Consider the following 21,923-nt stretch of genomic DNA (forward strand, 5'->3'; position numbering starts at 1 on the left):
CATGTTAACCATGCGGGTGCGGCGGGCGAATCAGCGAAATATCGGCGCCTGGCGAGCGGTCGCGCGAACAAAAAGGCCCGAACCAAGGTCCGGGCCAACAGCGGCTCATTTTTGATAAACAGGCCGCGACGGGATGTTGAGCGGCGCCGGGATTTTCACCCCGCCGCCGCAAACTTCAAATTAGGAATTGTGGTACGCGGCTTCGCCATGCGAGGCGAGGTCGAGACCTTCGCGCTCGGCTTCCGGCGTCACGCGCAGACCGACGATCAGGTCGACGATCTTGTAGAGGATCGCCGAACCGACGCCTGACCAGATCAGCGTGGTCAGAACGCCCTTCAACTGGGCGAGCACCTGGGTTGCGGTGCCCGGATAGGAGGCTGCGAAGTCGGCCGTCGAATAATCGACGATGCCTGCGCCGCCGAGCGCCGGGTTGACCAGGATGCCGGTCATGATGGCACCGAAAATACCGCCGACGCAGTGGACGCCGAAGACGTCCAGGCTGTCGTCGTAGTTGAACTTGTTCTTCACGACGTCGACGAAGAAGTAGCAGATCGGCGAAACCAGCAGGCCGAGGACGATGGAGCCCATCGGACCGGCAAAGCCGGCAGCCGGCGTGACGGCAACGAGACCAGCGACGGCGCCCGAAGCTGCACCGAGCATCGAAGCCTTGCCGCGGGTGAAGGTTTCAACGACGCACCAGGAAAGAGCGGCGGCAGCGGTGGCGACGAAGGTGTTGATCATCGCAAGGGAAGCATAAGCGTTGGCTTCGAGGTTGGAGCCGGCGTTGAAACCGAACCAGCCGACCCACAGCAGCGAAGCGCCGACCATGGTGAGCGTCATCGAATGCGGAGCCATGATCTCCTTCTTGTAGCCGGTGCGCTTGCCGAGCATGAGTGCGCCGACCAGGCCTGCGATACCGGCATTGATATGAACGACGGTGCCGCCCGCGAAATCGATCGCGCCGAAGCCGAAGACCATACCCGACGGAGCCGAGTAAGAGCTCGGGCCACCCCAGAACCAGACCATGTGGGCGATCGGGAAGTAGATCACGGTAACCCAGAGGAAGACGAAGAGCATGACGGCGGAGAACTTGATGCGCTCGGCGAAGGCGCCGACGATCAGGGCCGGCGTAATGCAGGCGAACGTCATCTGGAAGCAGACATAGGTGAGCTCAGGAATGCCGACGCCCTTGGTGAACGTTTCGACCAGATCCTTTGGATCGGTGCTGACGCCGGCAAGGAAAGCCTTGGAGAAGCCGCCAATGAAGCTGTTCAGCGAACCGCCATCGGTGAAGGCGAGCGAGTAGCCGTAGACGCACCAGATGACCATGACCATCGCAGTGATCATGAAGACCTGCATCAGGACGGACAGCATGTTCTTGGCGCGCACGAGACCGCCGTAGAACAGCGCGAGGCCCGGAATGGTCATCAGAAGAACGAGAACCGTGGAAACCAGCATCCAGGTGTTGTCACCCTTGTCCATGGTCATTGCCGGTGCTGCGGCAGCGGCAGCCGGGGCTGCGGTCGTCGCGGCTTGCTGCGCAAAGGCAACCGCCGGCGCGAGCAGGGCCGCAGAAAGCGCACCTACCCGAGCAAGAGTGGAGGAAAGCTTTGTAGATGTCATTGCAAATAACTCCCTGATCGGCCGTCTCTTACAGCGCTTCTGAATCGGTTTCGCCCGTACGGATGCGCACGGCATGGTCAATCGAGTAGACAAAAATCTTGCCGTCGCCGATCTGTCCGGTCTTGGCGGACGCGGCGATGGCTTCGACCGCCTTGTCGACGATTTCGGTTGCGACCGCGACTTCGATCTTCAGCTTCGGCAGGAAGCTGACGGCATATTCCGTGCCACGATAGATTTCGGTATGCCCTTTCTGACGCCCGTAACCCTTCACTTCGGTCACGGTCAGGCCCTGGATGCCGACAGCCGTCAGGGCCTCACGGACCTCATCGAGCTTGAACGGCTTGATAATGGCCATCACAATTTTCATCTGGTTTCCCATCCTTTGTTTACCCTCGGCACGGAGCCGATCTCCTTGCCGCTGACGACTGTTTCAGCAGCGACTGAGGGTACACATTCAAAGGGCGTGCCAGATTCGTGACACTATTATAACTACTTGAAATTTAACGGCTTTGCGCAAGGCACCTAATAAAGCGGCAGATCGCGGCACAGCTCACGCACAAATAATATGCAAATTTGCAAAATTGCATATCAATTAATCATTTGCCTTTTTACGAATCAAACCCTCTTGCGCGACAGACGCAATCAGGACACCGGACCGTGTGAAAAGGCTACCGCGGGCCAAACCACGGGCGCCCGAAGCACTTGGGCTGTCCTGGGTGTAAAGAAGCCAATCATCGAGCTGAAACGGCCGGTGGAACCACATGGCATGATCGAGGCTCGCGACCTGCAGGCCCTGATCGAAAACCGAGGTGCCATGCGCATGCAGCGCCGCGTCGATGAGCGTCATGTCCGAGAGATAGGCAAGCACGGCGTTCCGATAGAGACGGTCATCCGGCACGGGCCCCGTCACGCGAACCCAGATATCCTGCCGCTGGCTGGGCTGCGACCGGGAAAAATAATGATCGAGCGACACTGGCCGGATTTCGATCGCCCGCTTCCGCTCCCAATAGCGGCGCACATTCTCCGGGGCGTTGGCGATATAGCGTTCCTTGATCTGCCGTTCGTCCATCAGCTCTTCCGGAGCCGGCACGTGCGGCATCTCGCTTTGATGTTCGAAACCTGGCTCGTCGATCTGGAAGGAGGCCGTCATTCCAAAGATCGCCTTGCCGTGCTGGATCGCCAGCACCCGGCGCGTATTGAAACTCGAGCCGTCGCGCAGACGATCGACCTGGTAAAGAATCGGGACGGTGGGATCACCGGGCAGCATGAAATATAGGCATGCAGCGAATGCACGAAGCGTTCATCCGCCACCGTCCGCTGCGCCGCCATCAGCGCCTGGCCGATAACCTGCCCGCCGAAGACGCGCTGCCAGCCGACCTGCGGACTATTGCCGCGAAAGAGGTTCATCTCGATGGTTTCCAGATCGAGCGTCGCGAGCACGACTTCCATGGCGGTCTGTTTCTCGTTCTCGCGCGACATTTTGATTGAACTCCGACGGTAGGAACCACGAATGGGATGCTCTATATAGAACAGGAAATGACAGTAGGACACGGGGAAGCGCGATGTTGGACATGCTGGTAGTGGGTGGCGGTTATGTAGGTCTCGCCGCTGCGGTCGCCGTCAAGCAGGCAGCCCCCCATCTTGACGTCATGGTCATAGAGGCCGCCCCCGAAACCGCCTGGAAAAAAGACGCGCGCGCTTCGGCGATCATCGCCGCCGCCTCCAAAATGCTGGAGGTCTTCGGCATCTGGGATGAGATCAAACCGGAAGCGGAACCGATCACTCGGATGATCGTCACCGATTCGCGCACGAGCGATCCCGTGCGCCCGGTGTTTCTGACTTTTGACGGGGAAGTGGCCGAAGGCCAGCCCTTCGCTCATATGGTTCCTAACATTGCCATGGTCGGCGCTCTGCGCGGCGCCTGCGAACGCCTCGGCATCCCGATTCGCCACGGCGTCAGCGCAACGGACTTCAAGACCGGCGATGCCAATGTTACGCTGACGCTCTCGGATGGCAGCACACTGGAAGCAAAGCTGCTGGTCGCCTGCGACGGCGTGCGCTCCAAACTCCGCGACATGGCTGGAATCAAGACGGTGAGCTGGGACTACGGCCAGTCTGGCATCGTCGTGACCGTGGAGCACGAACGGCCGCACAACGGCTGTGCGGAGGAGCATTTCCTGCCTTCCGGCCCCTTTGCCATCCTGCCGCTGAAAAACAATCGCGCCTCGCTCGTCTGGACCGAACGCACATCCGACGCCGACCGGCTCGTCGCCTCTGACGATCTGGTGTTCGAAGAGGAGTTGGAGCGCCGTTTCGGCCACAAGCTCGGCGCGCTGCACACGGTCGGCGAGCGCCGCGCCTTCCCGCTCGGCCTGACACTCGCCCGCGATTTCGTCGCGCCGCGCTTTGCGCTCGCCGGCGATGCCGCCCACGGCATTCACCCGATCTCCGGCCAGGGCCTCAATCTCGGCTTTAAGGATGTTGCAGCATTGGCCGAAACGGTGGTCGAAGCGGACCGCCTCGGCCTCGATATCGGCTCGATCAACATCCTAGAACGCTACCAGACCTGGCGCCGCTTCGACACCTTCCGCATGGGGGTGACCACCGACGTGCTGAACCGGCTGTTTTCCAACGATATTACGCCGCTGCGCGTCGCCCGCGATTTCGGCCTCGGCCTCGTCGACCGGCTGCCGAAACTCAAATCCTTCTTCATCGGCCAGGCCGCCGGCACGGCTGCCAGGGACAATCCGCGGCTGCTGGCGGGCGAAGCGATCTGAGTTCCGTTTACCTTTTCCGGTAACGCCCCCTCAACCCGAGCTTCGCTCGACCTTCTCCCCGCTGGGGCGAAGGTAAGGTGCCGTGCCCATCGGCGTCACGGTGAGGACAAAGCAGTGAACGGTCGTCGCAAGAGGTAACACCTTCGCCCCAAGCGGGAGAAGGATGCCCGCAGGGCAGGTTGAGGGGGCGTTACCGGGAGAAAGAATCCCTCAATCCTCGATGCGCCGCGCTTCCGAGATCAGCATGATCGGAATGCCGTCGCGGATGGGATAGGCGAGCCGTGCCTTTTCCGACACCAGCTCGTTCTTGTCGCGATCGTAGCTTAGCCGTCCCTTGGTAAGGGGGCAGACGAGGAGATCGAGCAGTTTCGGATCAACCTTGCTGACGGTGATGTCCATCGCAAACCCCTATTGCATCACCGAATCGGTATCGCCGAAGCGAGCGAGTACGATTTCGATGATGGCGATGAAGGTTTCCGCCCGCGTCTTCAGGTCGGGCGCTTCCAAAAGCGCCTGCTTTTCAGCGGGATCGAAGGGCGCCATCATCGCCAGCGAATTGACCAGCGTCATATTGCTGGCGCGCTCGACGCTCTCCCAGTCCGCCTCCAGCTTGTTGGCATCGAGATAAGCCCGAAAAGCCGAAAGCAGTGCCGAACGATCGACCGTATCTTCCTCGTCCCGCGACTTGAGGTCGGAAATGAACGGCGTAATGCGAAAGCTGCGGTAGGGCTGGTGGCCGGTGATCTCGTCCATCAGCCGGAAGCGGCAAATGCCGGTCAGCGAGACGATATAGCGGCCATCGCCCGTCTCGGCGAAGGAGGTGATACGCCCAAGGCAGCCGACATGCGCAAGATGCGGCGTTTCCGCCGGCTCGCCGAGCGCCGGCTGCACGACGCCGACCAGCCGATTGCCGGCGATCGCGGCATCGAACATCGAAAGATAACGCGGCTCGAAGATATTGAGCGGCAATTGTCCGGTCGGCAGAAGCAGGGCACCGGAGAGGGGAAAGACCACCACCGATTCCGGCAGATCGCTTGGCTTCAAATATCTGGCATTGCCGACTTGCATGATTTTCGTCCCGTTACATTACTGCGCCGCTCGTTTCCGAGATGCGCAAGAACGATACCCAACGGACATTGTTCCGTCATACGCCACGCCATAGGACAATGTGCCCCCCTCTCCCGAAAACACAAGAGGATTTCCGGGCAAAACGCCAGAGCATTCCGCTTTCCTGTTCAGCCGAGACAACCGCTGTGATCCGGATGAAACGCCCTCCGAACACACGGCGTCTTATGAAAACAGGATCGACGAAAGCTTGCGGCGCGCGGCAATGGTCGCCGGGTCCTTCGGACCCCAAACCTCGAAGAACTGCAGCAACTGACGGCGCGCACCATCATCGTCGAAGGCGCGGTCGCGGCGCATGATTGTCAGCAGATGCTCGGCAGCTTCCTCGCGCTTGCCCTCGACATTGCGGATCTTGGCGAGTTTGACACGCTGCTCGTGATTGTCGGGATTGAGCACCAATTCCTGCTCAAGCGCCACGGGGTCGCCGAGCTTGCGGGCTTCCTCGATCTGATCGAGCTTCTTTACCACCGCCTGGATGCCGGCATCGTTGGCCAGCGTTTCCGGCAGATCGGTCAGCGCTTCGCGCGCTCTCTGGTTCTGGCCGGCCGCGATCATGCACTCGGCCATGCCGGCAAGCGCCTTGGCATTTTCCGGATCGGCCTGCAGCACCGCGCCGAACAGCTCGGCGGCGCCATTGATATCGCCGCCGGCAAGAAGGCCCGCTGCCTCTTCCAGGATAGCTTCGATCTCCGCCGCCTGATCGCCGGCACCGTCAGCCGGCCCGCCGAGGCGATCGATGAACTGGCGAACCTGGCTTTCGGGAACAGCGCCCATGAACCCGTCAGCCGGGCGGCCGTTGACGAAGGCGATGACCGCCGGGATCGACTGGATGCCGAGTTGGCCGGGAATGGCCGGATGATCGTCGATATTCATCTTGACCAGCTTGACGCGGCCCTTGCCCTCGTTGACGACCTTTTCCAGAACCGGTGTGAGCTGCTTGCATGGTCCGCACCAGGGCGCCCAGAAATCCACCAGAACCGGCTGGTTGCGCGATTCCTCTATAACGTCCCGCGCGAAATTCGCCGTCGTCGTGTCCTTGATGGGCGAAGCGGCGCCGGATGCGGCAGGTGCGGCACCATAGGATGCCGAGGCAGACATCTGGCCGCCGAACGAAGCGTTATAAGGATTGTTTGAACCGCTCATGAGTGTCTCCCGTCTGCCGGCATCCTGGACTTTTTAAAGCATGATTTCAAAAGGAACGAAGCCGCTTTTGCATAAATCACGCCCAATGAAATTCCTGAGCGACAGGACATTCGAAGATAGGCCATCTCGCTCTAATCGTAGCGTTAAAATCGTACGTCAGCCCGTCACTTTCAAGACTAGCGGCGTATGACCCGTCGCTTCCATGAAGCGCAGGAGATCGCCGCTGGCAATCGAGGTCGTCGCATCGTTCGACAACGGATGGCAATTGACGATGTCGTGCTCCATCAATTCGGCATCGAGAACGAAGGTGACGTTCCTGCCCGTATCGTTGATCGCCCCGAACGCCGTCACCGCTCCCGGAACGACGCCCAGATATTCTAGCAGCTTTTCGGGTTTGCCGAAGGAGACTTTGCTCGCCGCACCGATCAGCGTATGCACCGTCTTCAGATCGACATTCGCATTCTCCTCGACCGTCAGCAGGAAGAAATTGTCCTTCTTGTCCTTGACGAACAGGTTCTTCGTATGCCCACCGGGAATCTCGTCGCGCAGCGATACCGATTCGGCAACGGTGAACACCGGCGGATGATCCTTGGTGCTATGGGCAATGCCGAGGTCATCCAGGAAACGGAGAAGATCGTCGCGGGTTTTCGGGCTGTTGTCGGTCATGGGCATCTCGCAATAAAAATGACCCGCCCCTGATACGTCGCCCGCAAATCCTTTGCAATCTTCCAGACGACAAAGCCAAGCGTTCTAGGGCTTTCCGGCGGACAAGGCAAAAAATACAGATTTTTCTTCGCGACCTCGTCATTTCCCTGTTGCATTTGAAAAATGGTTAGGCCATATAGCGCCCGTCGCCGCAAGACGACGCCCAGCGGTCCAACACACTACCCCGGACGGCTGCGGATATGAGCGGGTGTAGCTCAGGGGTAGAGCACAACCTTGCCAAGGTTGGGGTCGAGGGTTCGAATCCCTTCGCCCGCTCCAATTTTCTTAAGAAAATCAAGGCTATAACAAGATCCGTTATAGGCTATTGTTTGAATTTCATGTGGCGACCGCGAAAAGGAATCTGGCGTTGGGAACCGCGAACCCCAAGGGGCGGAATTATGCCCACGGGTCTCCGTTTCGGAATGCGTCGACGGCTCACCGCCGTGCCTCCCACAAAGTTTCAAAAATAATCGTTCGCACTTGCGCTATTTCCATCTTGCGAGCGATGTGGATATCGGTAGGTTGCCTTACATGGTTTCGACGCAACGACACTCATCGACTATTGATGCGATCGGCGTAGGTTCTTACACCGCGCCGGAGGCCGCTCGGCTTTTGAAAACGTCGGCTCTCAATGTGAACCGCTGGCTTCGCGGCTACACCTTCCGGCGCTCAGGCAAAGAGCACCACATGCCGCCGCTCTGGACAACCCAGCATGCCGAGATCGAGGAGCATCTGGAAATCGGCTTCCGCGATCTAATCGAGCTTCGGTTCGTCAAGGAATTCCTAGACGCTGGCGTCGGTCTATTGGCGATACGCAACTGCCTCGACTTTGCGCGCACATGCGCGAATGATGAGCGACCGTTCTCCACGCGTCGCTTTCAGACCGACGGCCGCACGATCTTCCTGCAGAGCATCGACCGATCCGCAGAGCCTAAGCTCCTCGATCTAAAACGCCGACAGTATGTGTTCCAGCAGGTCGTTGAGCGCACGTTCAAAGAACTCGACATCGAGGACGATGCGGTTGCCCGGTGGCGTCCCTTCAACGGCAAGCAGTCGATCGTGATCGATCCCGGTCGCGCGTTCGGTCAGCCGGTGGCCTCACAATCTGGTGTTCCGACTGTTGCGCTCGCCGATGCCGTCGAGGCAGAGGGATCGGTCGAGGATGTCGCACGGATATTCGAAGTGCCAGTGAGCGTGGTTCGCGACGCGGTGCAGTTTGAAAACGGATTGAAGAGAGCTGCGTGAAGGTTTTGGTAGACGAAAACCTTCCGCCCGCGCTCGCCCGCTCCCTACATGCATTGTTTTCTGGAAAACACGAAATCATCCACGTTCGGGAGCGGTTCGGGCCCGGCGTGAAGGACGTGCAATGGATCGGGGAGCTTAGCGCCGAGGGCCGATGGATTGTGATCTCCGGCGATCGGCGGATAACTCGCAACAAAGCCGAATACAACGCCTTCAGAAGCTCTCATTTGGTTGGGTTCTTCCTCTCTAAGGGTCTCTACAAGTCGCCGCTCATAAAACAGATGGAGCGCATCCTTGCGCTCTGGCAGACGATCGAAACGCAGGCGGGGCTCGTACAGGGCGGCGCGATGTTCGAGCTGCCAATGACGAGCACGAGGGTCAAGCAGTTGTAAGACGGGTCGCTCCACGCCAGAAACACGGCCTCAACTTGTCTTCTCCCTCAACGATGGCGCGGCTGGCGCGCTGTCTCACACTGGCCCAAGACGCCCCTAGGGAGGGTCGCGTAAGTGCCATTGAGCTGCGCGCTTGCGCGTCGAGCTTTTGTGGCTGAACAGGACGGCAAGCCAGCTAGCAAGGCCGACCGAAGACATGACGATCTGAAGACCGTCACTGGTCAATTTTCTATGTATGGTTTCTGGGCGGAGCAGAGGATTTTTTTGCCACCCGCCCTGCCCCAAGAAGACGAGGGCGGCGAACCACCGCCCGGTCACACTCGACATCCGAGTGACAGCTGCAGGACCGGGCGAATGTTAACCATGTCTCCGGTACAAACGTCACCTATCTCTCAGGTTTGGCACAAAAATCAGGTGGTTTGGAATGGCCTTTCGAGGCCAGTCGCTCGTCTTGCGGATCCAGCCAGCCGGTGATGCGAAACCCTGTCGGCATCTGCGCGAGAGTGGTTTGCTGTTTCTCCACGCTAAAAACCGATGCGCCAGGCGGCCCATGCCAGAAGCGCTCGATCATGGTCGAAATCGCGGCGTCAGATCCAGCAATCAAAGCGACGACGGATCCGTCCGCTTCGTTGCGAACCCAGCCTGCCAAGCCGAGCCTTAAAGCCTCGCTCCGCGTCCAAACACGGAAACTGACGCCCTGTACCCTGCCGGTTATCCGTACCAGGGTAGCCTGATAATCATCGGACATAGCCACACCTATCTGGCGACACCACCAGAATGCCAATCTGCAAAGCCGTGCGCAAGGGACCGATTACGACGGCAGCCGGGCGTGCCTGATCGCATCACTCAGGCATGAAGCTGCGGAGCGCGAAATAGGCGACCGCTCCCGTGACGATTGCGATGGCTGACGCTTGCGCGAGCGCCATGCCATAGTCACGCGTGCCGGCCGTGAAAGCGAGGACCGCCTTGGTCACCACATTGACGACGACGGCAATGAGGATGACGGCGGCGGCTGTGTTGACGTCGATCGCCGAGCCCGCGAGCCGCGCTGTGGAAAGCGTGATCGCGTCGACGTCTACCAGTCCGGAGATGACCGCCACGACGAAGAGTGCCGATGTGCCAATATAGTTGATCGTCATTTTCGATATCAGGCTGATCAGCCCGAGCAATGCGGCGAATGAAAACACCATGCGCAATTCGAACGGGTTCTTCAGCGTAATTTCCGGCACATCCGCTGCAGCGCTGGAACGCCAGACCCGTAGAAAGCCGGCAATCAGAAACCCTATGATCGCCGGCACCAGGCCGGATGCCAGCGGCACAAGCAGGTTGAAGGAAAGGGCGCTGCCGATGACCAAGACGCGGGCGAAGGACAAGGCGCCGGCAATGGCTGCCCCGGCTGCCAGATGTGCGGAGCCTTGCGGCGCCTCCTTCGAATGACGGGCGAAGGAAAGCGTCAGTGCTGTCGAGGAGACCAGCCCTCCCGCAGCGCCGGCCAGCAACACGCCGCGGCTCGTGCCGGTCAGCTTGATGGCAACATAACCGGCAAATGAGAGAGCGGCGATGGTGATGGTCAGCAGCCATAGAGAGAAAGGATTGAGCGCTCCCCAGGGATCTAGCGCCCTGTCCGGCAGCAGCGGCAGCGCAACCACGGTCATGGCCAGCAACACCAGCGCCGAACGCAGTTCCGGCCAGCTCAGTCCTTTAAGAAAGCCATGCAGGCTGTGACGTGCGGCAAGAATTGCGGTTGCTACGACGCCGCCGGCTGCCGCCGTCACGATGTCGCCGACAGCAGCCAGAACCCCCAATCCAAAGACGACGAGAGCGGCAACGACCGAGGTGATGCTGTAATCCTCATCCCTTTTCGTTTCCTGCCACTTGCCAGCAATATAAATGAGGCCAAGCAAAACGGCGATGGTCGCCGGCAGCAATGGGCCAGTCATGGACTGCAATATGCCGGCTATTCCGCCGAGAAAACCGGTGAGGCCGAATGTGCGGATGCCCGCCGTTCTGCCACCCGCGCGAACATCGCGCTCCTGCCAGCCCCGCTCCACGCCGACGAGCAGCCCAATCGCAAGCGCCACGCCGAGGCGTTGAAAGATTTCGCTGTGTTCCATTACATGACGATAGGCCGATTGCGTCCGTAAGCAATCCACCGCCGTCTTCGAAGAAAGACGGTCGGTCGTCAATGTCGCTCGGCGGCTAGGAAAACAGCCGTTTCAAACTCGCCTCGTTTTTCACGCCGTGTTGATAGAAGTCGATGATGGATGCGGCAAGCTCTTCGCACCGATCTTCATCCTTGATCCCTTTTTCGACGCAGATCTGGTCGAACACACGCTGGCAGATTTCGATATCTTCATTCTGCAGTGGGATCTCACCTGCCGATACCATGCTGCGGATCATATCTGCCCCTTATCAGTCGCCATTGCCAAAAAGCGCCCCACCGGGGAGCCTCTGGCAGGGCAATGAAAGGAAATGCATGAGACTTGCTAATTTTAGCGCAGGCATGATTGGAATCAAGAAAACCGCGGGTCTATCTACGCAGTCGCGATAATGTGAACCGCAACGGAAAGCCAAGATTTTGACGGATCTCGCTTTGATCGAGATTGCATGCGTCGCGCGTGTCACGCAGCAAGAGCAATCCGACAAAGTCCGGCTGCATTTTTAAGCGATGCAAACAAATGAGCAAATCCAGGCAACCAGGCGCATTGTTTCAGGCTCTTGCTCGACACCATCTCTGCGCAACCGGCAATGATGGACCGGATCATGAATTCTTGGGCGAAATCTCTTCTCCTTTTCGAAGTCACGCTCTTTGCCGCCGCGTCGCTCGTCCACTCCGGCGTGATCCTTGGCGGCTATTATGTGCACACACAGGCCGCGACAGCCGAAGGGTTGATCGCAGTGGTTCTGATTTGCGGGATATTCGCGTGCCTCTTCCAGCCGGCATGGACCCGCTCCGTCGCGCTTGCGGTCCAGAGTTTTGCCCTTTTTGCAACGCTGATCGGCGCCTTCACCATTGCCATCGGCATCGGCCCGCAGACAATGGAAGACCGTGTATTCCACCTGCTCCTGCTGCTGGTGCTGATCTCGGGCTTTGTTGCCGCCTTCCGATGGAACAGTCAGTAGAGCGAATCTCGGTTCGACTTCGGTCCACATCATCCACCCGTCAGGGTCTCAAATCAGTCTCAATTGAAGTTCAGGCCTCGGCACTCGACCCCAGACGGACAACGGACAGAGCCTGAATGAAACGACGAACGATTTTGCCGCTCGCGATGCTGTCGCTCCTGCCCGTCCCGGCGCTTGCCCACCCGCATATATTCATCGACGCCAAATTCGAGGTGGTCGCAGCACCGGACGGCTCGATCGCCGAGCTTCGCAATGTCTGGCGTTTCGACGAGGTCTTTTCCTCGTCGGTGCTGCTGGATTTCGACAAGAACGGCAACATGACGCTCGATCCCGGCGAGCTGAAGGCCGTGGGCAAGACGGTCAGGAATTCGCTTGCGCAGTATAACTACTACACAAACGTCACCAGCAACGGCAAAGCAGTCGCGATGGCAAAGCCCGAGACGATACAGGCAGATTACAAGGACAGCGCCCTGATACTGACCTTCTCGCTGAAGCCGCTGCAGAAGACATTCCTCAAGGGAACCACGATTTTCGGGATTTACGATACGACCCTTTATACCGCAGTCGATTTCGCTGCCGACAGCGACATGGCCACCTCCGGCGAGGCCTTTGCCCGCTGCAAGCGCAAGGTGGTGCGGCCCAATCCAAACGAGATCATCGCGCAAAACCAGGCAACGCTCACCAGCATGTTCTTCAACGACCCGATGGGAACGAATTATTCGCAGCTCGTGGCAACGAGGCTGGAAGTCCAGTGCTGAAATTACTATCGATCTGAAATGCGGAAACGCGATCGTTACCCGCCATTGCCGCTCGAGTTTTTTCTATTCGTCGAACATCAAGCTGTGTTAGTAATGCCGCCGGTGGCAATCTGCCTGCAAATTGGGCGATTAAGGACAGGTGTCGGCAGCGTGTTCAGCGTCAAAACATCTTTGTTCAACAGGTCCTCGGCACTTGCCGGGATCGCTCTGCTGGCAACATTTGTAAGCGGCGCCTTTCCGGCGCGAGCGCAGGAGGCGGCGAAGTCTGCGTCAACCACCTGGGTCGTGACGCTCGGCGGTACGGTCGAATACGGTCCATCCTACGAGGGATCGAAGCATCTTTCCTTCAGCGGCATGCCGTCTTTCGATTTCCACCGCCTCGGTGAAACTCAGGATTACAGCGCCCCGGACGACAACATCGATTATAGCCTCTTCGAGGTCGGCGGCATCGAAGTCGGCCCGGTCGTCGGTCTGAGAAGCGGGCGCTCGGCCTTTGACGATTCTCGCCTGGACGGCTTGCGCAGGGTTCGCTGGAATTTCGATGCCGGCGCCTTCGCGCAGTATTGGCCGATGGAAAATCAATTGCGGGTGCGCGCCGAGACGCGCCAAGCGCTCTGGGGCGGCGATGGTCTCGTCGCCGATCTGTCACTCGACTGGTTCCAGCCCGTCGGAGACAGTTGGCTTCTTTCCGCCGGTCCGCGCATGTCGTTGGCGAACTCCACCTACATGAGCAACAATTTCGGAATCTCCGCGAGCGAGGCAGCGAAAAATGGTCATCTCGGCGCCTTTGACGCCAGCGGCGGCCTGAAATCCGTCGGCTTTACGGTCGCGGCCACCTATACGTTCTCGCCCGCCTGGAGCGTGCAGATCTACAACAAGTATAACCGCCTGGTGAGCGATGCCGCCGACAGCCCGATCACCTCGCAGATCGGCTCACCCAATCAGAACATCATCGGCTTTACGCTCAACAGAACGTTCGACGTCCGTTTTTAAAGCTTGGCTCGCTTCGCTGCGGGCGATGTAGTCCCGCGTGACAGGGAGGATGTCGTTGCGCTTGCTGATCTGGATCTGGAAGACGACGAGATCTTCGTAGCGGAACGCAGCCTCCGCGGTCGAAAGATAATATTCCCACATGCGGCAGAAGCGCTCGTCATAGAGTTCTGCCACCGCGGCCCGGCGTGCCACGAAACGCTCGCGCCAATTGGCGAGCGTCCAGGCATAATGCAGGCGCAGCACCTCGACGTCGGTAATCATCAATCCCGCGGCCTCGATCTCCGGTACGATCTCCGAAAGTGCCGGAATGTAGCCACCAGGAAAAATGTATTTGTCGAGCCAGGGCGTGGTAAAGCCGGGCGTGGCCGAGCAGCCGATGGTGTGCAGCACCATGATGCCGTCATCCTCGAGCAACTCGGCGCATTTGCGGAAGAAGGTCCGATAGGATGCCAGGCCGACATGCTCGAACATGCCGACCGAAACGATCCTGTCGAAATGACCCGTCAGGCTGCGGTAGTCTCTGAGCGCGAACTGAATCTCCACCCGCGATCGGCCCACGGTGCTCAAAAGCCGTTTCGAAGCATAGTCATGCTGCTCTTCGGATAGCGTGACACCGAGCACATAGCCGCCCGGCGCCTGCTCGGCCAGGTGCAGGGCAAGGCCTCCCCAGCCGCAGCCGATGTCGAGAATGCTGTTGTCCGGTTCGATCGAAAGCTTGGCGGCCAGATGCCTTTTCTTCGCCCGTTGCGCCTCTTCCAGCGATTGATCGGGATGCTCGAAATAGGCGCAGGAATATTGCCGGTCCGGATCCAGGAAAAGTTCGTAGAGCCGGCCGTCGAGATCGTAGTGATGCGCGACATTTGTCTTGGAGCGAACTGGCACATTGCGGTGACGAAAAATCCGCAGCCTCGTGCGGATCTGATCAATCACCCGGGCAATGAGCGGATGCGTGCTGTTCTGCGCCTCCCGCAGCATCATCGCGACGAAATCGTAGAGCGAACCCTGTTCGACGAGGAAACGGCTATCCATGTAGAGTTCGCCGAGCCGCAGGTCGGCATCGATAAGGAAAGCCCATTGCGCGCGGGCGTCCGTGAAGCGGACATGGACTGGCTGACCGCTGCCGTCGCCGAACGTCAGGACGCGGTGGGCGGCCGTCGTCACCGTCAGCGATCCTCTTGTCACGATATGCGACAGCGCGCGCTTCAGGCTCCAGTCCGCAAGGCGGGATATGATGCTGACGCCCTTGTTCTGGCGATGGTCTTCAGCTTGCAATCGGGACATCACTTATCCTCACCCGTGTCGGCACTGAGCGAACCCTGCTTTGAGCTCCAGCCATTTTGGTCCGATGTTTCACCCGCAGCGCCTGCGATCAGCCACACGCCCGTCAGGATCAGCCCGCTGCCGATCACCTGCAGGCCGACGACGGGTTCGCCGAAGACGAACCAGCCGGTGGCGATGATCAAAACGTAGCTGATGCCGGAAAGGGGAAAGGCGCGGCTGAGCTCAAGCTCGGAAAGCACGTTCATCCAGATGAAGAAGCAGAGGATTTCGGCTGCTATCGCCGCGAGGATCCAATGCGAAGCCAGCGCCTGCCACAGCCAATCCGCTCCGGCGGCACCGTCCAATTGCGCGGCTCCGTGCTTGATGAAGAATTGGTACAGCGTGTTCAGCACCGGCACCGCCAGCCAGGATAAGCGCATCGATATCATCAGCCCGCCTCATCTGTCGAAAACAGCGGAGACACCAGCCGCAGTATTTTCTGAAGAACGGGATTACGATGGCGAAAGAACATCGCGTTGGCGGTGAGATTGCTGCCGAGCCGCACCTTGTTCTCATAATAGGCCTGCCCGCTCTGGTAGCGGCCTATGCCGTGTTCCAGGCAATAGCGCAGATTGGTGAACCAGCTCAGGAAATAAAGATTGTAGGGCCGCCCCTCCTCGCCATCCATGCAGAAGAATTTGTCGATGGCGACGCGTCCGTCGTGAACGATCAGGTTAGCGGCGAGCAGCCTGTCCTCGACGAAATAGAAGGCGCAGAAAGAACGGCCCTCCATGCGGGAAAGGATTCCCTCGAAGTAAGCGGCCGTCAGCTCCTCGAACTGCCATTCGCTGCGATTGCGGGTATCGTGGTAGAGCCTCATGACCTCGGGCAAGAAGTCGCCGAAATCCGTACGGATCTCGACCCTGACCTCGGCAAAGGATTTCAACTTGCGGCGCATGTCCTTGCGGGTGCCGGAGGAGAGCCGGGCGAGATATTCATCGATCGTCTTGAAATCGATATCGAGCCAAGCGGTCGGCAAACCGCCGATCATGGCGTAACGACCGGCCGAGAGCGGGCCATCGAGCGCGGGAACGACCGGCTGCGGAATGTCCTTCAGGCCCATCAGCGCGCAATCTTCCGTTGCCGCAAGCTGTTCGAAGAACGACAGCAGCTCGGCACACAGCAATTCCCGGCGTGCCAGTGGCACATCCGGATGGAAGCCGACCGCGCCCGTTTCCGTGCAGGGCGAACCGAGACAGGCAAGACGCAGCGTCAGAAAGCCCGGGAAACGCTGGCGTACGCGACGCACCATCCTTCGCAGCGCGCCCTCTTCCAGCGTCGTATCCAATGCATAGGGGCAGAGGAAAGCCGGCATGGCGGCACTGACCCGCCCGTCTTCGACGACCGTGATGTAGCGCCATTCGAAACCCTCGATGCCGGCCTCCTCGATGGCCAGCAGGCAATCATAATCCTCGACCTGATCGTGGAAACAAGCATTCCAGGCATCGCGGCCGATGGCGCGAATGCTGAAATGCACCTCGGCGATGGGATCGCGAACCGGTGCCGGCGAAACGTCAAGCGAGGACTGGAACATGGCTCGCCTCGAAGAAATCTGCGGTGAAATCGGCTACCTGCCGGTGCTGACGGTCGACATGGATCATATGGTAGCTGTCCTTGATCCATCTGAGCTCGTGCGGGCCGCCGATGTGGTCGGAAATGTAACGCGCATGCCTGGGATTGCTGAGGTCGTCGTCCTCAGCGTGCAGGATCAGCGTCGGCGTCTTGATCTGCGGCAGTCTGCCCCTGAGGGTCTTGCCCAGCCGATACATCTCGACGAGCCCCCTGCCGGGGAATTTCTCGAGAACGCCCTCTCCCCCCATGGCCTCGATCAGCTTGCGCATCCGCTCGTCCTTGATCCCGAGGGATGCGGTCTCGCGAAAATTGAGACGGTCGAGAAAGGGAATGCGGGAAAGCCAGCCGATCTGCGACGACAGCAGCGGATAATAGAAGGGGACATCCCACCCGTCATAGTGAAAACACGGGGAATAGATGGCCACGGCACGGATGGTCTCCGGACGCCTTTCGGCCGCCAGCATCGACAGCTTGCCGCCGACGCAGATACCGGCTGCAAAGACCTGCTGCGTTCTCTGCGCGAGCAATTCCGATGCCTGCACGACGCTCTCCAGCCAATCCTCCCACCGCGAGCGCCGCAGGGTACCGGTATCCACGCCATGGCCGGCCAGCAGCGGCGCATAGACGCTATAGCCCTTACGATTGAGATGGCGGGCGACCAGCTTCATTTCCGCCGGAGCCCCCGTCAGCCCGTGAACGAGCAGGACGCCTTTGTCATTCGAGCCTTCCAGAAAAAAGCTCAGTCCATCAGCCTTCATGAGAAAGCTCCGCCTGCCGGTTTTCCTTGGCTATGAAGCCAAGCGCGTGACAGGTGCTGATGACGTGCGTACCGGCCTTTTGCTGCTCTTCCTTGATCTGCTCGTGCAGAGTGCGCAGCTTCGTCCAATGGGTCCGCGGCCGGTAATGGTGCTCAGCGTGATAGCCGTTGCCGAACCACAGCCAATTGTAGAACGACTTATGGCTGGAAACGCCCCAGGCGATTGGCTCGTCCGGATCGCCATTCAGATGCTCGTAATAACCGTTGAGCGACGACAGGCAGTTGCCGAAATAATAGAAGGGCACGAAGAACAGCACCGCCTTCCAGTCGTAGATCAGCGCAATCGCAGCAAGGCCGAGGAAGAAGAAGAGCTCGAACCGGCCCCATTTCGCATCGAACGGGCGGTTGCGGGCGATAGCCTTGTGAATATCGCCGAGACTGTCGCGAAAGAAGCTCAGCAGCGTGTAGGACCACACATTCTCCGGCTCGCCGTTGCGGCCGTGGCGATAGATCGACAAGAGATCGATCGTGTCGCCCTTTTCGTCCGGACGGTCGCTGTTGCCGGAGTGATGGCGCATATGCACCCAATGATAATAGGTCTGGGAGAAGCCGATCGCGACCGATTCCAGCAGGCTGAATGCATAGTTCATCCAGCGCGGCTTGAAATAGGGCGTGTGGATGAAATTATGGGATATGCTGTTGATATTCCACGAGATCGACACGGCATACAGGCAGCCGAGGACAGCCGAGAGCCACAATGGTCGGCTTTCGAAACCGACGATCAGATAGATGTCGAAGGCGAGATGCGCCACAGCGGCCAGAACCGGTACGACGTCCCATCTGGTGTGCGCAAAGATTTTCATAGTCCGGTTACTCCCACGCAAGCCACGCCGGCGGTCACGAGGAACACACCTGCCGCGTGGCGGAGGTTGATATTTTCTTTGAAGATCAGGGCTCCGGCGAAGACGATGACGACATAGCTCAGCGCCATCAGCGGAAAGGCGATTGACAGAGCCACGTGCTCGAGCACGGCGGTCCAGGCCAGCAGCTCCACAGCCCAAAAGAAGATGCCCAGCCATGTGACAGGCCTGGCCAGCGCCGAAAGCAATGCGTTCTGGCTTGCCGATTGCTTGAAACAGACCTCGCGCGCCGTTTCCGCCAGCACGCAGAAGAGGATCAGGCCGAGCATGGGAAAGGTCAGGCTGCCGCTCATGCCATGTACTCCGCCAGGACCTCCAGCAACGCGTGATTTGCGGCACTGTTGATGTTTCTGATCGCTTCGGCCTTTGCCCGGATATGCGGCTGATCGATAAAGATCTCGGCCCTTTTCAAGAGCCTGGTTTGAAAATTGCCGCCATAGGTCGGGACGGAGTAGTCGCCGATGACGTCTGCGCCGATGATGCGATGGCGGTTGCCGATTTCGCTGATCAGCGCCAGGAGATAGGGCAGCCGCATCCGGCCCTGGTCCCAGTTCGTCACCGCGTCCTCCGCCGCCAGCACGTCCTTGTCGATCGTCACATAGACGGCTTCGGTACGAATTCGGCTCAGCATTCGGTCGATGAAATTTTCCTCGCCGATCTCGGAAATGGATTTCCAGTGCAAGGCGCCCTTTTCCTGCCGGTAGCTGGCGCCGCTGCCGTACTCGGCCAGGACACGGCTCGGCGGGTGTTCGTAAGGATAGAGTTCGAGCTTGCCTTCGCCGAGCCAGTGCAGATTGGCGCCCTTGCGTTCCGGGCTGCGAAGGTCCCGGCTGCAAACGCCGATGGTGATGACTTTCTGGATATTGCGGTTGGCAAGGGCACTGTTGACCCACGATCCGCAATGCATGCCGCCATTGAAAGTGACCCAGTCCGGGTGATTGTCGAAATGAATAAGGGTCGCCGCAACGGACTGCCGCTCCAGCGCCCCGTCAAGAAGCAGCGCCGTCACATGATGAAAGTCGCCCGAGCCCATGAAGCAGAGCTGCGGATCCTTGCCGGCTGCGGGAGTGTTCCGGACTATATTGCGGCTGAGTTCGGAAAGTGCCTTCTGCTTGCTCCACAGCCGGACCGCCTTGCCGGTTGCCTTATCGGCGTATTGGCACGCGCCCGCAAATTTGCAGGCGCGCACGAAATCTGGCTGCAACTCCAACGCATCATCGAGATGAAGAAGAAGGAGTTGCACCGATCTATCTCCGGGCAGCGCGCGTGAGAAGCTGATCGAGCAGGGCAATCGCCAGATCGATCTCCTCGCGGGTGATGAGCAGGTTCGGCGCGAAGGTGATGACGTTCTTGTGGTAGCCGCCGACGTCGAGCACGAGGCCGTACATCTTGGAGCCGACCTGAATATCGCCCTTCATGCCCTCGTCGCAGAGCCAGTCCATCGTCGCCTTGTCGGGCGTATAGCTGTCGTCCTTGCAGATCTCCATCCGCAAGGCCAGGCCAAGCCCGTCGACCTCGCCGACAATAGCGTGACGCTTCTGCAATTGTCTCAGCCCATCGAGGAAATAGGCGCCCTTGGCCATGATGGCCGCGCCGAAATCCTCCTCTTCCAACATCTTCATGGTTTCGAGAGCCACGGCGGTCCCCATCGGGTTGCTGGCGAAGGTGGAATGTGTCGAGCCGGGCGGGAAGATCTCGGGGTTGATCATCTCTTCCCTTGCCCAGACGCCTGAAAGCGGGTTGAGCCCATTGGTGATCGCCTTGCCGAAGACGAGAGCATCCGGCGAAACGCCGAAATGCTCGATCGACCAGAGCTTGCCGGTGCGATAGACGCCCATCTGGATTTCGTCGACGACGAGCAGGATGCCGTGATCGTCCAGCACCTTCTTCAATTCGACGAAGAAGTTCATCGGCGGAATGACATAGCCGCCGGTGCCCTGGATCGGCTCGATGTAGAAGGCGGCATATTCGGACTTGCCGGCCTTCGGATCCCAGACGCCGTTATATTCGCTCTCGAACAGACGGGCGAACTTCTGAACGCAGTGCTGCCCGTATTCTTCCTTGGACATGCCCTTCGGGCCGCGGAAATGATAGGGGAACTCGATGAACTGTGCCCTATCGCCGAAATGGCCGTAGCGGCGGCGGTAGCGGTAGCTGGAGGTGATCGCCGAGGCGCCGAGGGTGCGGCCGTGATAACCGCCCTCGAAGGCGAACATCAGGCTTTTGCCGCCGGTGTAGTTGCGCACCAGCTTCAGCGAATCCTCGACGGCCTGCGAACCGCCGACATTGAAATGGACGCGGCCTTTGTGGCCGAACTTGCGCTCGGCATCCTGGGCGATCATCGCCGCCAGTTCCACCTTTTCCCGGTGCAGATACTGCGAGGCGACCTGCGGCAGCCGGTCGAGCTGCCGGTGCGCGGCGGCGTTCAAACGTTCGTTGCGGTAGCCGAAATTGACGGCGGAATACCACATTTGCAGATCGAGGAACGGCGTCCCCGCCCGGTCGTAGACGTAGGAGCCGTCGCATTCCTCGAAGAATTTCGGCTTTGCCGTGTAGTGGACCGTATCGCCATGGGAGCAATAGGTCTCTTCAAGGATACGCAACTCCGCCTCAGATTTGACAGGCGATTCCATCTCGCCGCTGAAGGCTTCGACTACATTGGTTTTCATTAAATGCCTCTTGATCTGTTTTATGCGATCTTGGAATGCAGCAACGCGCGGTGTCCCCGTGCGGCGCCGGGAAGAATGGCTTTCATCTTTGGAAGCAGGTCGCCGAAACTGTCGAAGCCGACATAGGGAATGCCGCGGCCCTCGCAGTAATCCGCGAGCTTGGCTTTCGCGAAGACGAGGTCGACCTTGTCGGCAACACAGAAATCGCTTCGCCCATCGCCGATGTAGATCTGCAGCTCGGCACCCTGGACAACCCGGCATTTGCAGACGCCTGAACCGGACACGCATCCGGCTGCCGTGGGCGACGGAGAAAGAGAATACCACTCTCGGCCTTGAGCGAAGCGATAGTTGAGGACGTTGGCGACTATCCGCAGCTCATCGATGCCGTGACGTGCCAGGATATGGCGAATGAATTGATCGACACCGTCGCTGACGATCGTCACGGGCAAATCGCTGCGGTTGCAGTATGACAGGAAATCCTCGAAGCCGGGGTCGATCGACACCTCGTCCAGGAGAGCATCAAGATCTTTCCGGCTCGCCTGCACGAGGGCGATCTGCCGACGCATGCACTCGCCCGACCCGATCAACCCCTGTTTCCACTGCTGTTCTATGTCTTCCCATTCGGAACCGGCGAAACGGGACAACACCATATCCGTCACGTCTTCGATGGATATGGTTCCATCAAAATCGCAAAACACCTGCATGAAAAACCCCTTCGCCTTGTCCTGACGTTGGGTCTAACAACGGCGGATGAGCTAGGCATGAGGGCAGGATGATGCGAAAATGAAATATGGCGCGGCTCAA

23 protein-coding genes, 1 tRNA gene and 2 pseudogenes are annotated in these 21,923 nt (G+C 59.3%); 7 read left to right on the forward strand and 19 right to left on the reverse strand.

Annotation, left to right across the window (positions count from 1 at the left end; genetic code table 11):
• Window positions 1-180: 180 nt before the first annotated feature.
• The 3 genes and pseudogenes from QDY28_RS08700 to tesB all read right to left on the reverse strand — a co-directional run bounded on the left by QDY28_RS08700 (window position 181) and on the right by tesB (window position 3,102).
• Window positions 181-1,623, reverse strand: a complete 1,443-nt coding sequence (locus QDY28_RS08700) for an ammonium transporter (RefSeq protein WP_331381303.1) — start codon at window positions 1,621-1,623, stop codon at window positions 181-183.
• 28 nt (window positions 1,624-1,651) lie between these two features.
• A complete protein-coding gene (locus QDY28_RS08705) occupies window positions 1,652-2,002 on the reverse strand; it encodes a P-II family nitrogen regulator (protein WP_181316108.1) in 351 nt (116 codons plus the stop codon).
• 213 nt (window positions 2,003-2,215) lie between these two features.
• A pseudogene (tesB, locus tag QDY28_RS08710) lies at window positions 2,216-3,102 on the reverse strand (acyl-CoA thioesterase II).
• 83 nt (window positions 3,103-3,185) lie between these two features.
• On the opposite strand from tesB, the gene QDY28_RS08715 reads away from it, so the two are divergent.
• Window positions 3,186-4,400, forward strand: coding sequence for a ubiquinone biosynthesis hydroxylase (locus tag QDY28_RS08715; RefSeq protein ID WP_331381304.1), 1,215 nt, complete (start codon window positions 3,186-3,188; stop codon window positions 4,398-4,400).
• 210 nt (window positions 4,401-4,610) lie between these two features.
• Here QDY28_RS08715 and QDY28_RS08720 read toward each other — a convergent pair whose 3' ends face one another.
• The 4 genes from QDY28_RS08720 to QDY28_RS08735 form a co-directional block, all read right to left on the reverse strand.
• On the reverse strand, window positions 4,611-4,799 hold the full coding sequence (locus QDY28_RS08720; protein ID WP_028751380.1) for a Trm112 family protein: 189 nt from the start codon (window positions 4,797-4,799) through the stop codon (window positions 4,611-4,613).
• Between the two features lie 9 nt (window positions 4,800-4,808).
• Complete coding sequence (locus tag QDY28_RS08725) at window positions 4,809-5,468, reverse strand: LON peptidase substrate-binding domain-containing protein (protein ID WP_331381305.1); 660 nt, start codon at window positions 5,466-5,468, stop codon at window positions 4,809-4,811.
• A 222-nt stretch (window positions 5,469-5,690) separates the two neighbouring features.
• The gene (trxA, locus tag QDY28_RS08730; protein ID WP_331381306.1) at window positions 5,691-6,668 is read right to left on the reverse strand and encodes a thioredoxin; all 978 of its coding nucleotides are present in this window, start codon (window positions 6,666-6,668) and stop codon (window positions 5,691-5,693) included.
• A 156-nt stretch (window positions 6,669-6,824) separates the two neighbouring features.
• Window positions 6,825-7,334 carry a prolyl-tRNA synthetase associated domain-containing protein gene (locus QDY28_RS08735; protein WP_331381307.1) on the reverse strand — a complete coding sequence of 170 codons (510 nt, stop codon included), beginning with the start codon at window positions 7,332-7,334 and terminating at the stop codon, window positions 6,825-6,827.
• 243 nt (window positions 7,335-7,577) lie between these two features.
• Here QDY28_RS08735 and QDY28_RS08740 point away from each other — a divergent pair.
• The 3 genes from QDY28_RS08740 (at window position 7,578) to QDY28_RS08750 (ending at window position 9,007) form a co-directional block, all read left to right on the forward strand.
• Window positions 7,578-7,652, forward strand: a tRNA-Gly gene (locus QDY28_RS08740).
• 201 nt (window positions 7,653-7,853) lie between these two features.
• Complete coding sequence (locus QDY28_RS08745) at window positions 7,854-8,618, forward strand: hypothetical protein (RefSeq protein WP_331381308.1); 765 nt, start codon at window positions 7,854-7,856, stop codon at window positions 8,616-8,618.
• A complete protein-coding gene (locus QDY28_RS08750; RefSeq protein WP_331381309.1) occupies window positions 8,615-9,007 on the forward strand; it encodes a DUF5615 family PIN-like protein in 393 nt (130 codons plus the stop codon). Before QDY28_RS08745 ends, QDY28_RS08750 begins: the two co-directional genes overlap by 4 nt.
• Before the next feature lie 469 nt (window positions 9,008-9,476).
• On the opposite strand, the pseudogene QDY28_RS08755 reads toward QDY28_RS08750, so the two are convergent.
• The 3 genes and pseudogenes from QDY28_RS08755 to QDY28_RS08765 all read right to left on the reverse strand — a co-directional run.
• A pseudogene (locus tag QDY28_RS08755) lies at window positions 9,477-9,755 on the reverse strand (acylphosphatase); the annotation flags it as partial.
• 94 nt (window positions 9,756-9,849) lie between these two features.
• Window positions 9,850-11,121 carry an MgtC/SapB family protein gene (locus QDY28_RS08760; protein WP_331381609.1) on the reverse strand — a complete coding sequence of 424 codons (1,272 nt, stop codon included), beginning with the start codon at window positions 11,119-11,121 and terminating at the stop codon, window positions 9,850-9,852.
• Window positions 11,122-11,206: 85 nt separating this feature from the next.
• Entirely contained in the window at window positions 11,207-11,407 is a 201-nt protein-coding gene (locus QDY28_RS08765; RefSeq protein WP_331381310.1) for a hypothetical protein, read from the reverse strand.
• Window positions 11,408-11,770: 363 nt separating this feature from the next.
• On the opposite strand from QDY28_RS08765, the gene QDY28_RS08770 reads away from it, so the two are divergent.
• The 3 genes from QDY28_RS08770 (at window position 11,771) to QDY28_RS08780 (ending at window position 13,881) form a co-directional block, all read left to right on the forward strand.
• Window positions 11,771-12,130, forward strand: a complete 360-nt coding sequence (locus QDY28_RS08770) for a hypothetical protein (RefSeq protein ID WP_331381311.1) — start codon at window positions 11,771-11,773, stop codon at window positions 12,128-12,130.
• Window positions 12,131-12,246: 116 nt separating this feature from the next.
• Entirely contained in the window at window positions 12,247-12,888 is a 642-nt protein-coding gene (locus QDY28_RS08775) for a DUF1007 family protein (protein WP_331381312.1), read from the forward strand.
• A gap of 150 nt (window positions 12,889-13,038) precedes the next feature.
• Complete coding sequence (locus tag QDY28_RS08780; RefSeq protein WP_331381313.1) at window positions 13,039-13,881, forward strand: MipA/OmpV family protein; 843 nt, start codon at window positions 13,039-13,041, stop codon at window positions 13,879-13,881.
• Here QDY28_RS08780 and QDY28_RS08785 read toward each other — a convergent pair.
• The 9 genes from QDY28_RS08785 to QDY28_RS08825 are packed head-to-tail and all read right to left on the reverse strand — an operon-like array spanning window position 13,822 to window position 21,823.
• The gene (locus QDY28_RS08785) at window positions 13,822-15,162 is read right to left on the reverse strand and encodes a cyclopropane-fatty-acyl-phospholipid synthase family protein (protein WP_331381314.1); all 1,341 of its coding nucleotides are present in this window, start codon (window positions 15,160-15,162) and stop codon (window positions 13,822-13,824) included. The two genes, QDY28_RS08780 and QDY28_RS08785, sit on opposite strands and share 60 nt — an antisense overlap.
• On the reverse strand, window positions 15,162-15,590 hold the full coding sequence (locus tag QDY28_RS08790; RefSeq protein WP_331381315.1) for an EamA family transporter: 429 nt from the start codon (window positions 15,588-15,590) through the stop codon (window positions 15,162-15,164). The genes QDY28_RS08785 and QDY28_RS08790 overlap by 1 nt, the downstream gene beginning before the upstream one ends.
• Window positions 15,590-16,735, reverse strand: a complete 1,146-nt coding sequence (locus QDY28_RS08795; protein WP_331381316.1) for a GNAT family N-acetyltransferase — start codon at window positions 16,733-16,735, stop codon at window positions 15,590-15,592. The genes QDY28_RS08790 and QDY28_RS08795 overlap by 1 nt, the downstream gene beginning before the upstream one ends.
• A complete protein-coding gene (locus tag QDY28_RS08800) occupies window positions 16,716-17,531 on the reverse strand; it encodes an alpha/beta hydrolase (protein ID WP_331381317.1) in 816 nt (271 codons plus the stop codon). Before QDY28_RS08800 ends, QDY28_RS08795 begins: the two co-directional genes overlap by 20 nt.
• Window positions 17,521-18,393 (reverse strand): fatty acid desaturase family protein, encoded by an 873-nt coding sequence (locus tag QDY28_RS08805; protein WP_331381318.1) that lies wholly within the window; start codon window positions 18,391-18,393, stop codon window positions 17,521-17,523. The genes QDY28_RS08800 and QDY28_RS08805 overlap by 11 nt, the downstream gene beginning before the upstream one ends.
• Window positions 18,390-18,743, reverse strand: coding sequence for an EamA family transporter (locus tag QDY28_RS08810; protein WP_331381319.1), 354 nt, complete (start codon window positions 18,741-18,743; stop codon window positions 18,390-18,392). Before QDY28_RS08810 ends, QDY28_RS08805 begins: the two co-directional genes overlap by 4 nt.
• Complete coding sequence (locus tag QDY28_RS08815) at window positions 18,740-19,693, reverse strand: arginase (RefSeq protein ID WP_331381320.1); 954 nt, start codon at window positions 19,691-19,693, stop codon at window positions 18,740-18,742. The genes QDY28_RS08810 and QDY28_RS08815 overlap by 4 nt, the downstream gene beginning before the upstream one ends.
• 4 nt (window positions 19,694-19,697) lie before the next feature.
• Window positions 19,698-21,119, reverse strand: coding sequence for an aspartate aminotransferase family protein (locus tag QDY28_RS08820; protein WP_331381321.1), 1,422 nt, complete (start codon window positions 21,117-21,119; stop codon window positions 19,698-19,700).
• A gap of 20 nt (window positions 21,120-21,139) precedes the next feature.
• Window positions 21,140-21,823: an MtnX-like HAD-IB family phosphatase gene (locus tag QDY28_RS08825; RefSeq protein ID WP_331381322.1), complete on the reverse strand. Its 684-nt coding sequence runs from the start codon at window positions 21,821-21,823 to the stop codon at window positions 21,140-21,142.
• Between the last annotated feature and the right edge of the window lie 100 nt (window positions 21,824-21,923).

It is taken from the genome of Rhizobium sp. BR 362, assembly GCF_036528765.1.
Classification (GTDB): Bacteria; Pseudomonadota; Alphaproteobacteria; order Rhizobiales; family Rhizobiaceae; genus Rhizobium.

Excerpts from the sequence above, each read along its gene's own strand:
- QDY28_RS08700 (WP_331381303.1), bottom strand. The coding sequence starts at position 1,623 with ATGACATCTACAAAGCTTTCCTCCACTCTTGCTCGGGTAGGTGCGCTT.
- QDY28_RS08705 (WP_181316108.1), bottom strand. The coding sequence starts at position 2,002 with ATGGGAAACCAGATGAAAATTGTGATGGCCATTATCAAGCCGTTCAAG.
- QDY28_RS08715 (WP_331381304.1), top strand. The coding sequence starts at position 3,186 with ATGTTGGACATGCTGGTAGTGGGTGGCGGTTATGTAGGTCTCGCCGCT.
- QDY28_RS08720 (WP_028751380.1), bottom strand. The coding sequence starts at position 4,799 with ATGGACATCACCGTCAGCAAGGTTGATCCGAAACTGCTCGATCTCCTC.
- QDY28_RS08725 (WP_331381305.1), bottom strand. The coding sequence starts at position 5,468 with ATGCAAGTCGGCAATGCCAGATATTTGAAGCCAAGCGATCTGCCGGAA.
- trxA (WP_331381306.1), bottom strand. The coding sequence starts at position 6,668 with ATGAGCGGTTCAAACAATCCTTATAACGCTTCGTTCGGCGGCCAGATG.
- QDY28_RS08735 (WP_331381307.1), bottom strand. The coding sequence starts at position 7,334 with ATGACCGACAACAGCCCGAAAACCCGCGACGATCTTCTCCGTTTCCTG.
- QDY28_RS08760 (WP_331381609.1), bottom strand. The coding sequence starts at position 11,121 with ATGGAACACAGCGAAATCTTTCAACGCCTCGGCGTGGCGCTTGCGATT.
- QDY28_RS08765 (WP_331381310.1), bottom strand. The coding sequence starts at position 11,407 with ATGATCCGCAGCATGGTATCGGCAGGTGAGATCCCACTGCAGAATGAA.
- QDY28_RS08770 (WP_331381311.1), top strand. The coding sequence starts at position 11,771 with ATGAATTCTTGGGCGAAATCTCTTCTCCTTTTCGAAGTCACGCTCTTT.
- QDY28_RS08775 (WP_331381312.1), top strand. The coding sequence starts at position 12,247 with ATGAAACGACGAACGATTTTGCCGCTCGCGATGCTGTCGCTCCTGCCC.
- QDY28_RS08785 (WP_331381314.1), bottom strand. The coding sequence starts at position 15,162 with ATGTCCCGATTGCAAGCTGAAGACCATCGCCAGAACAAGGGCGTCAGC.
- QDY28_RS08790 (WP_331381315.1), bottom strand. The coding sequence starts at position 15,590 with ATGATATCGATGCGCTTATCCTGGCTGGCGGTGCCGGTGCTGAACACG.
- QDY28_RS08795 (WP_331381316.1), bottom strand. The coding sequence starts at position 16,735 with ATGTTCCAGTCCTCGCTTGACGTTTCGCCGGCACCGGTTCGCGATCCC.
- QDY28_RS08800 (WP_331381317.1), bottom strand. The coding sequence starts at position 17,531 with ATGAAGGCTGATGGACTGAGCTTTTTTCTGGAAGGCTCGAATGACAAA.
- QDY28_RS08805 (WP_331381318.1), bottom strand. The coding sequence starts at position 18,393 with ATGAAAATCTTTGCGCACACCAGATGGGACGTCGTACCGGTTCTGGCC.
- QDY28_RS08810 (WP_331381319.1), bottom strand. The coding sequence starts at position 18,743 with ATGAGCGGCAGCCTGACCTTTCCCATGCTCGGCCTGATCCTCTTCTGC.
- QDY28_RS08820 (WP_331381321.1), bottom strand. The coding sequence starts at position 21,119 with ATGAAAACCAATGTAGTCGAAGCCTTCAGCGGCGAGATGGAATCGCCT.
- QDY28_RS08825 (WP_331381322.1), bottom strand. The coding sequence starts at position 21,823 with ATGCAGGTGTTTTGCGATTTTGATGGAACCATATCCATCGAAGACGTG.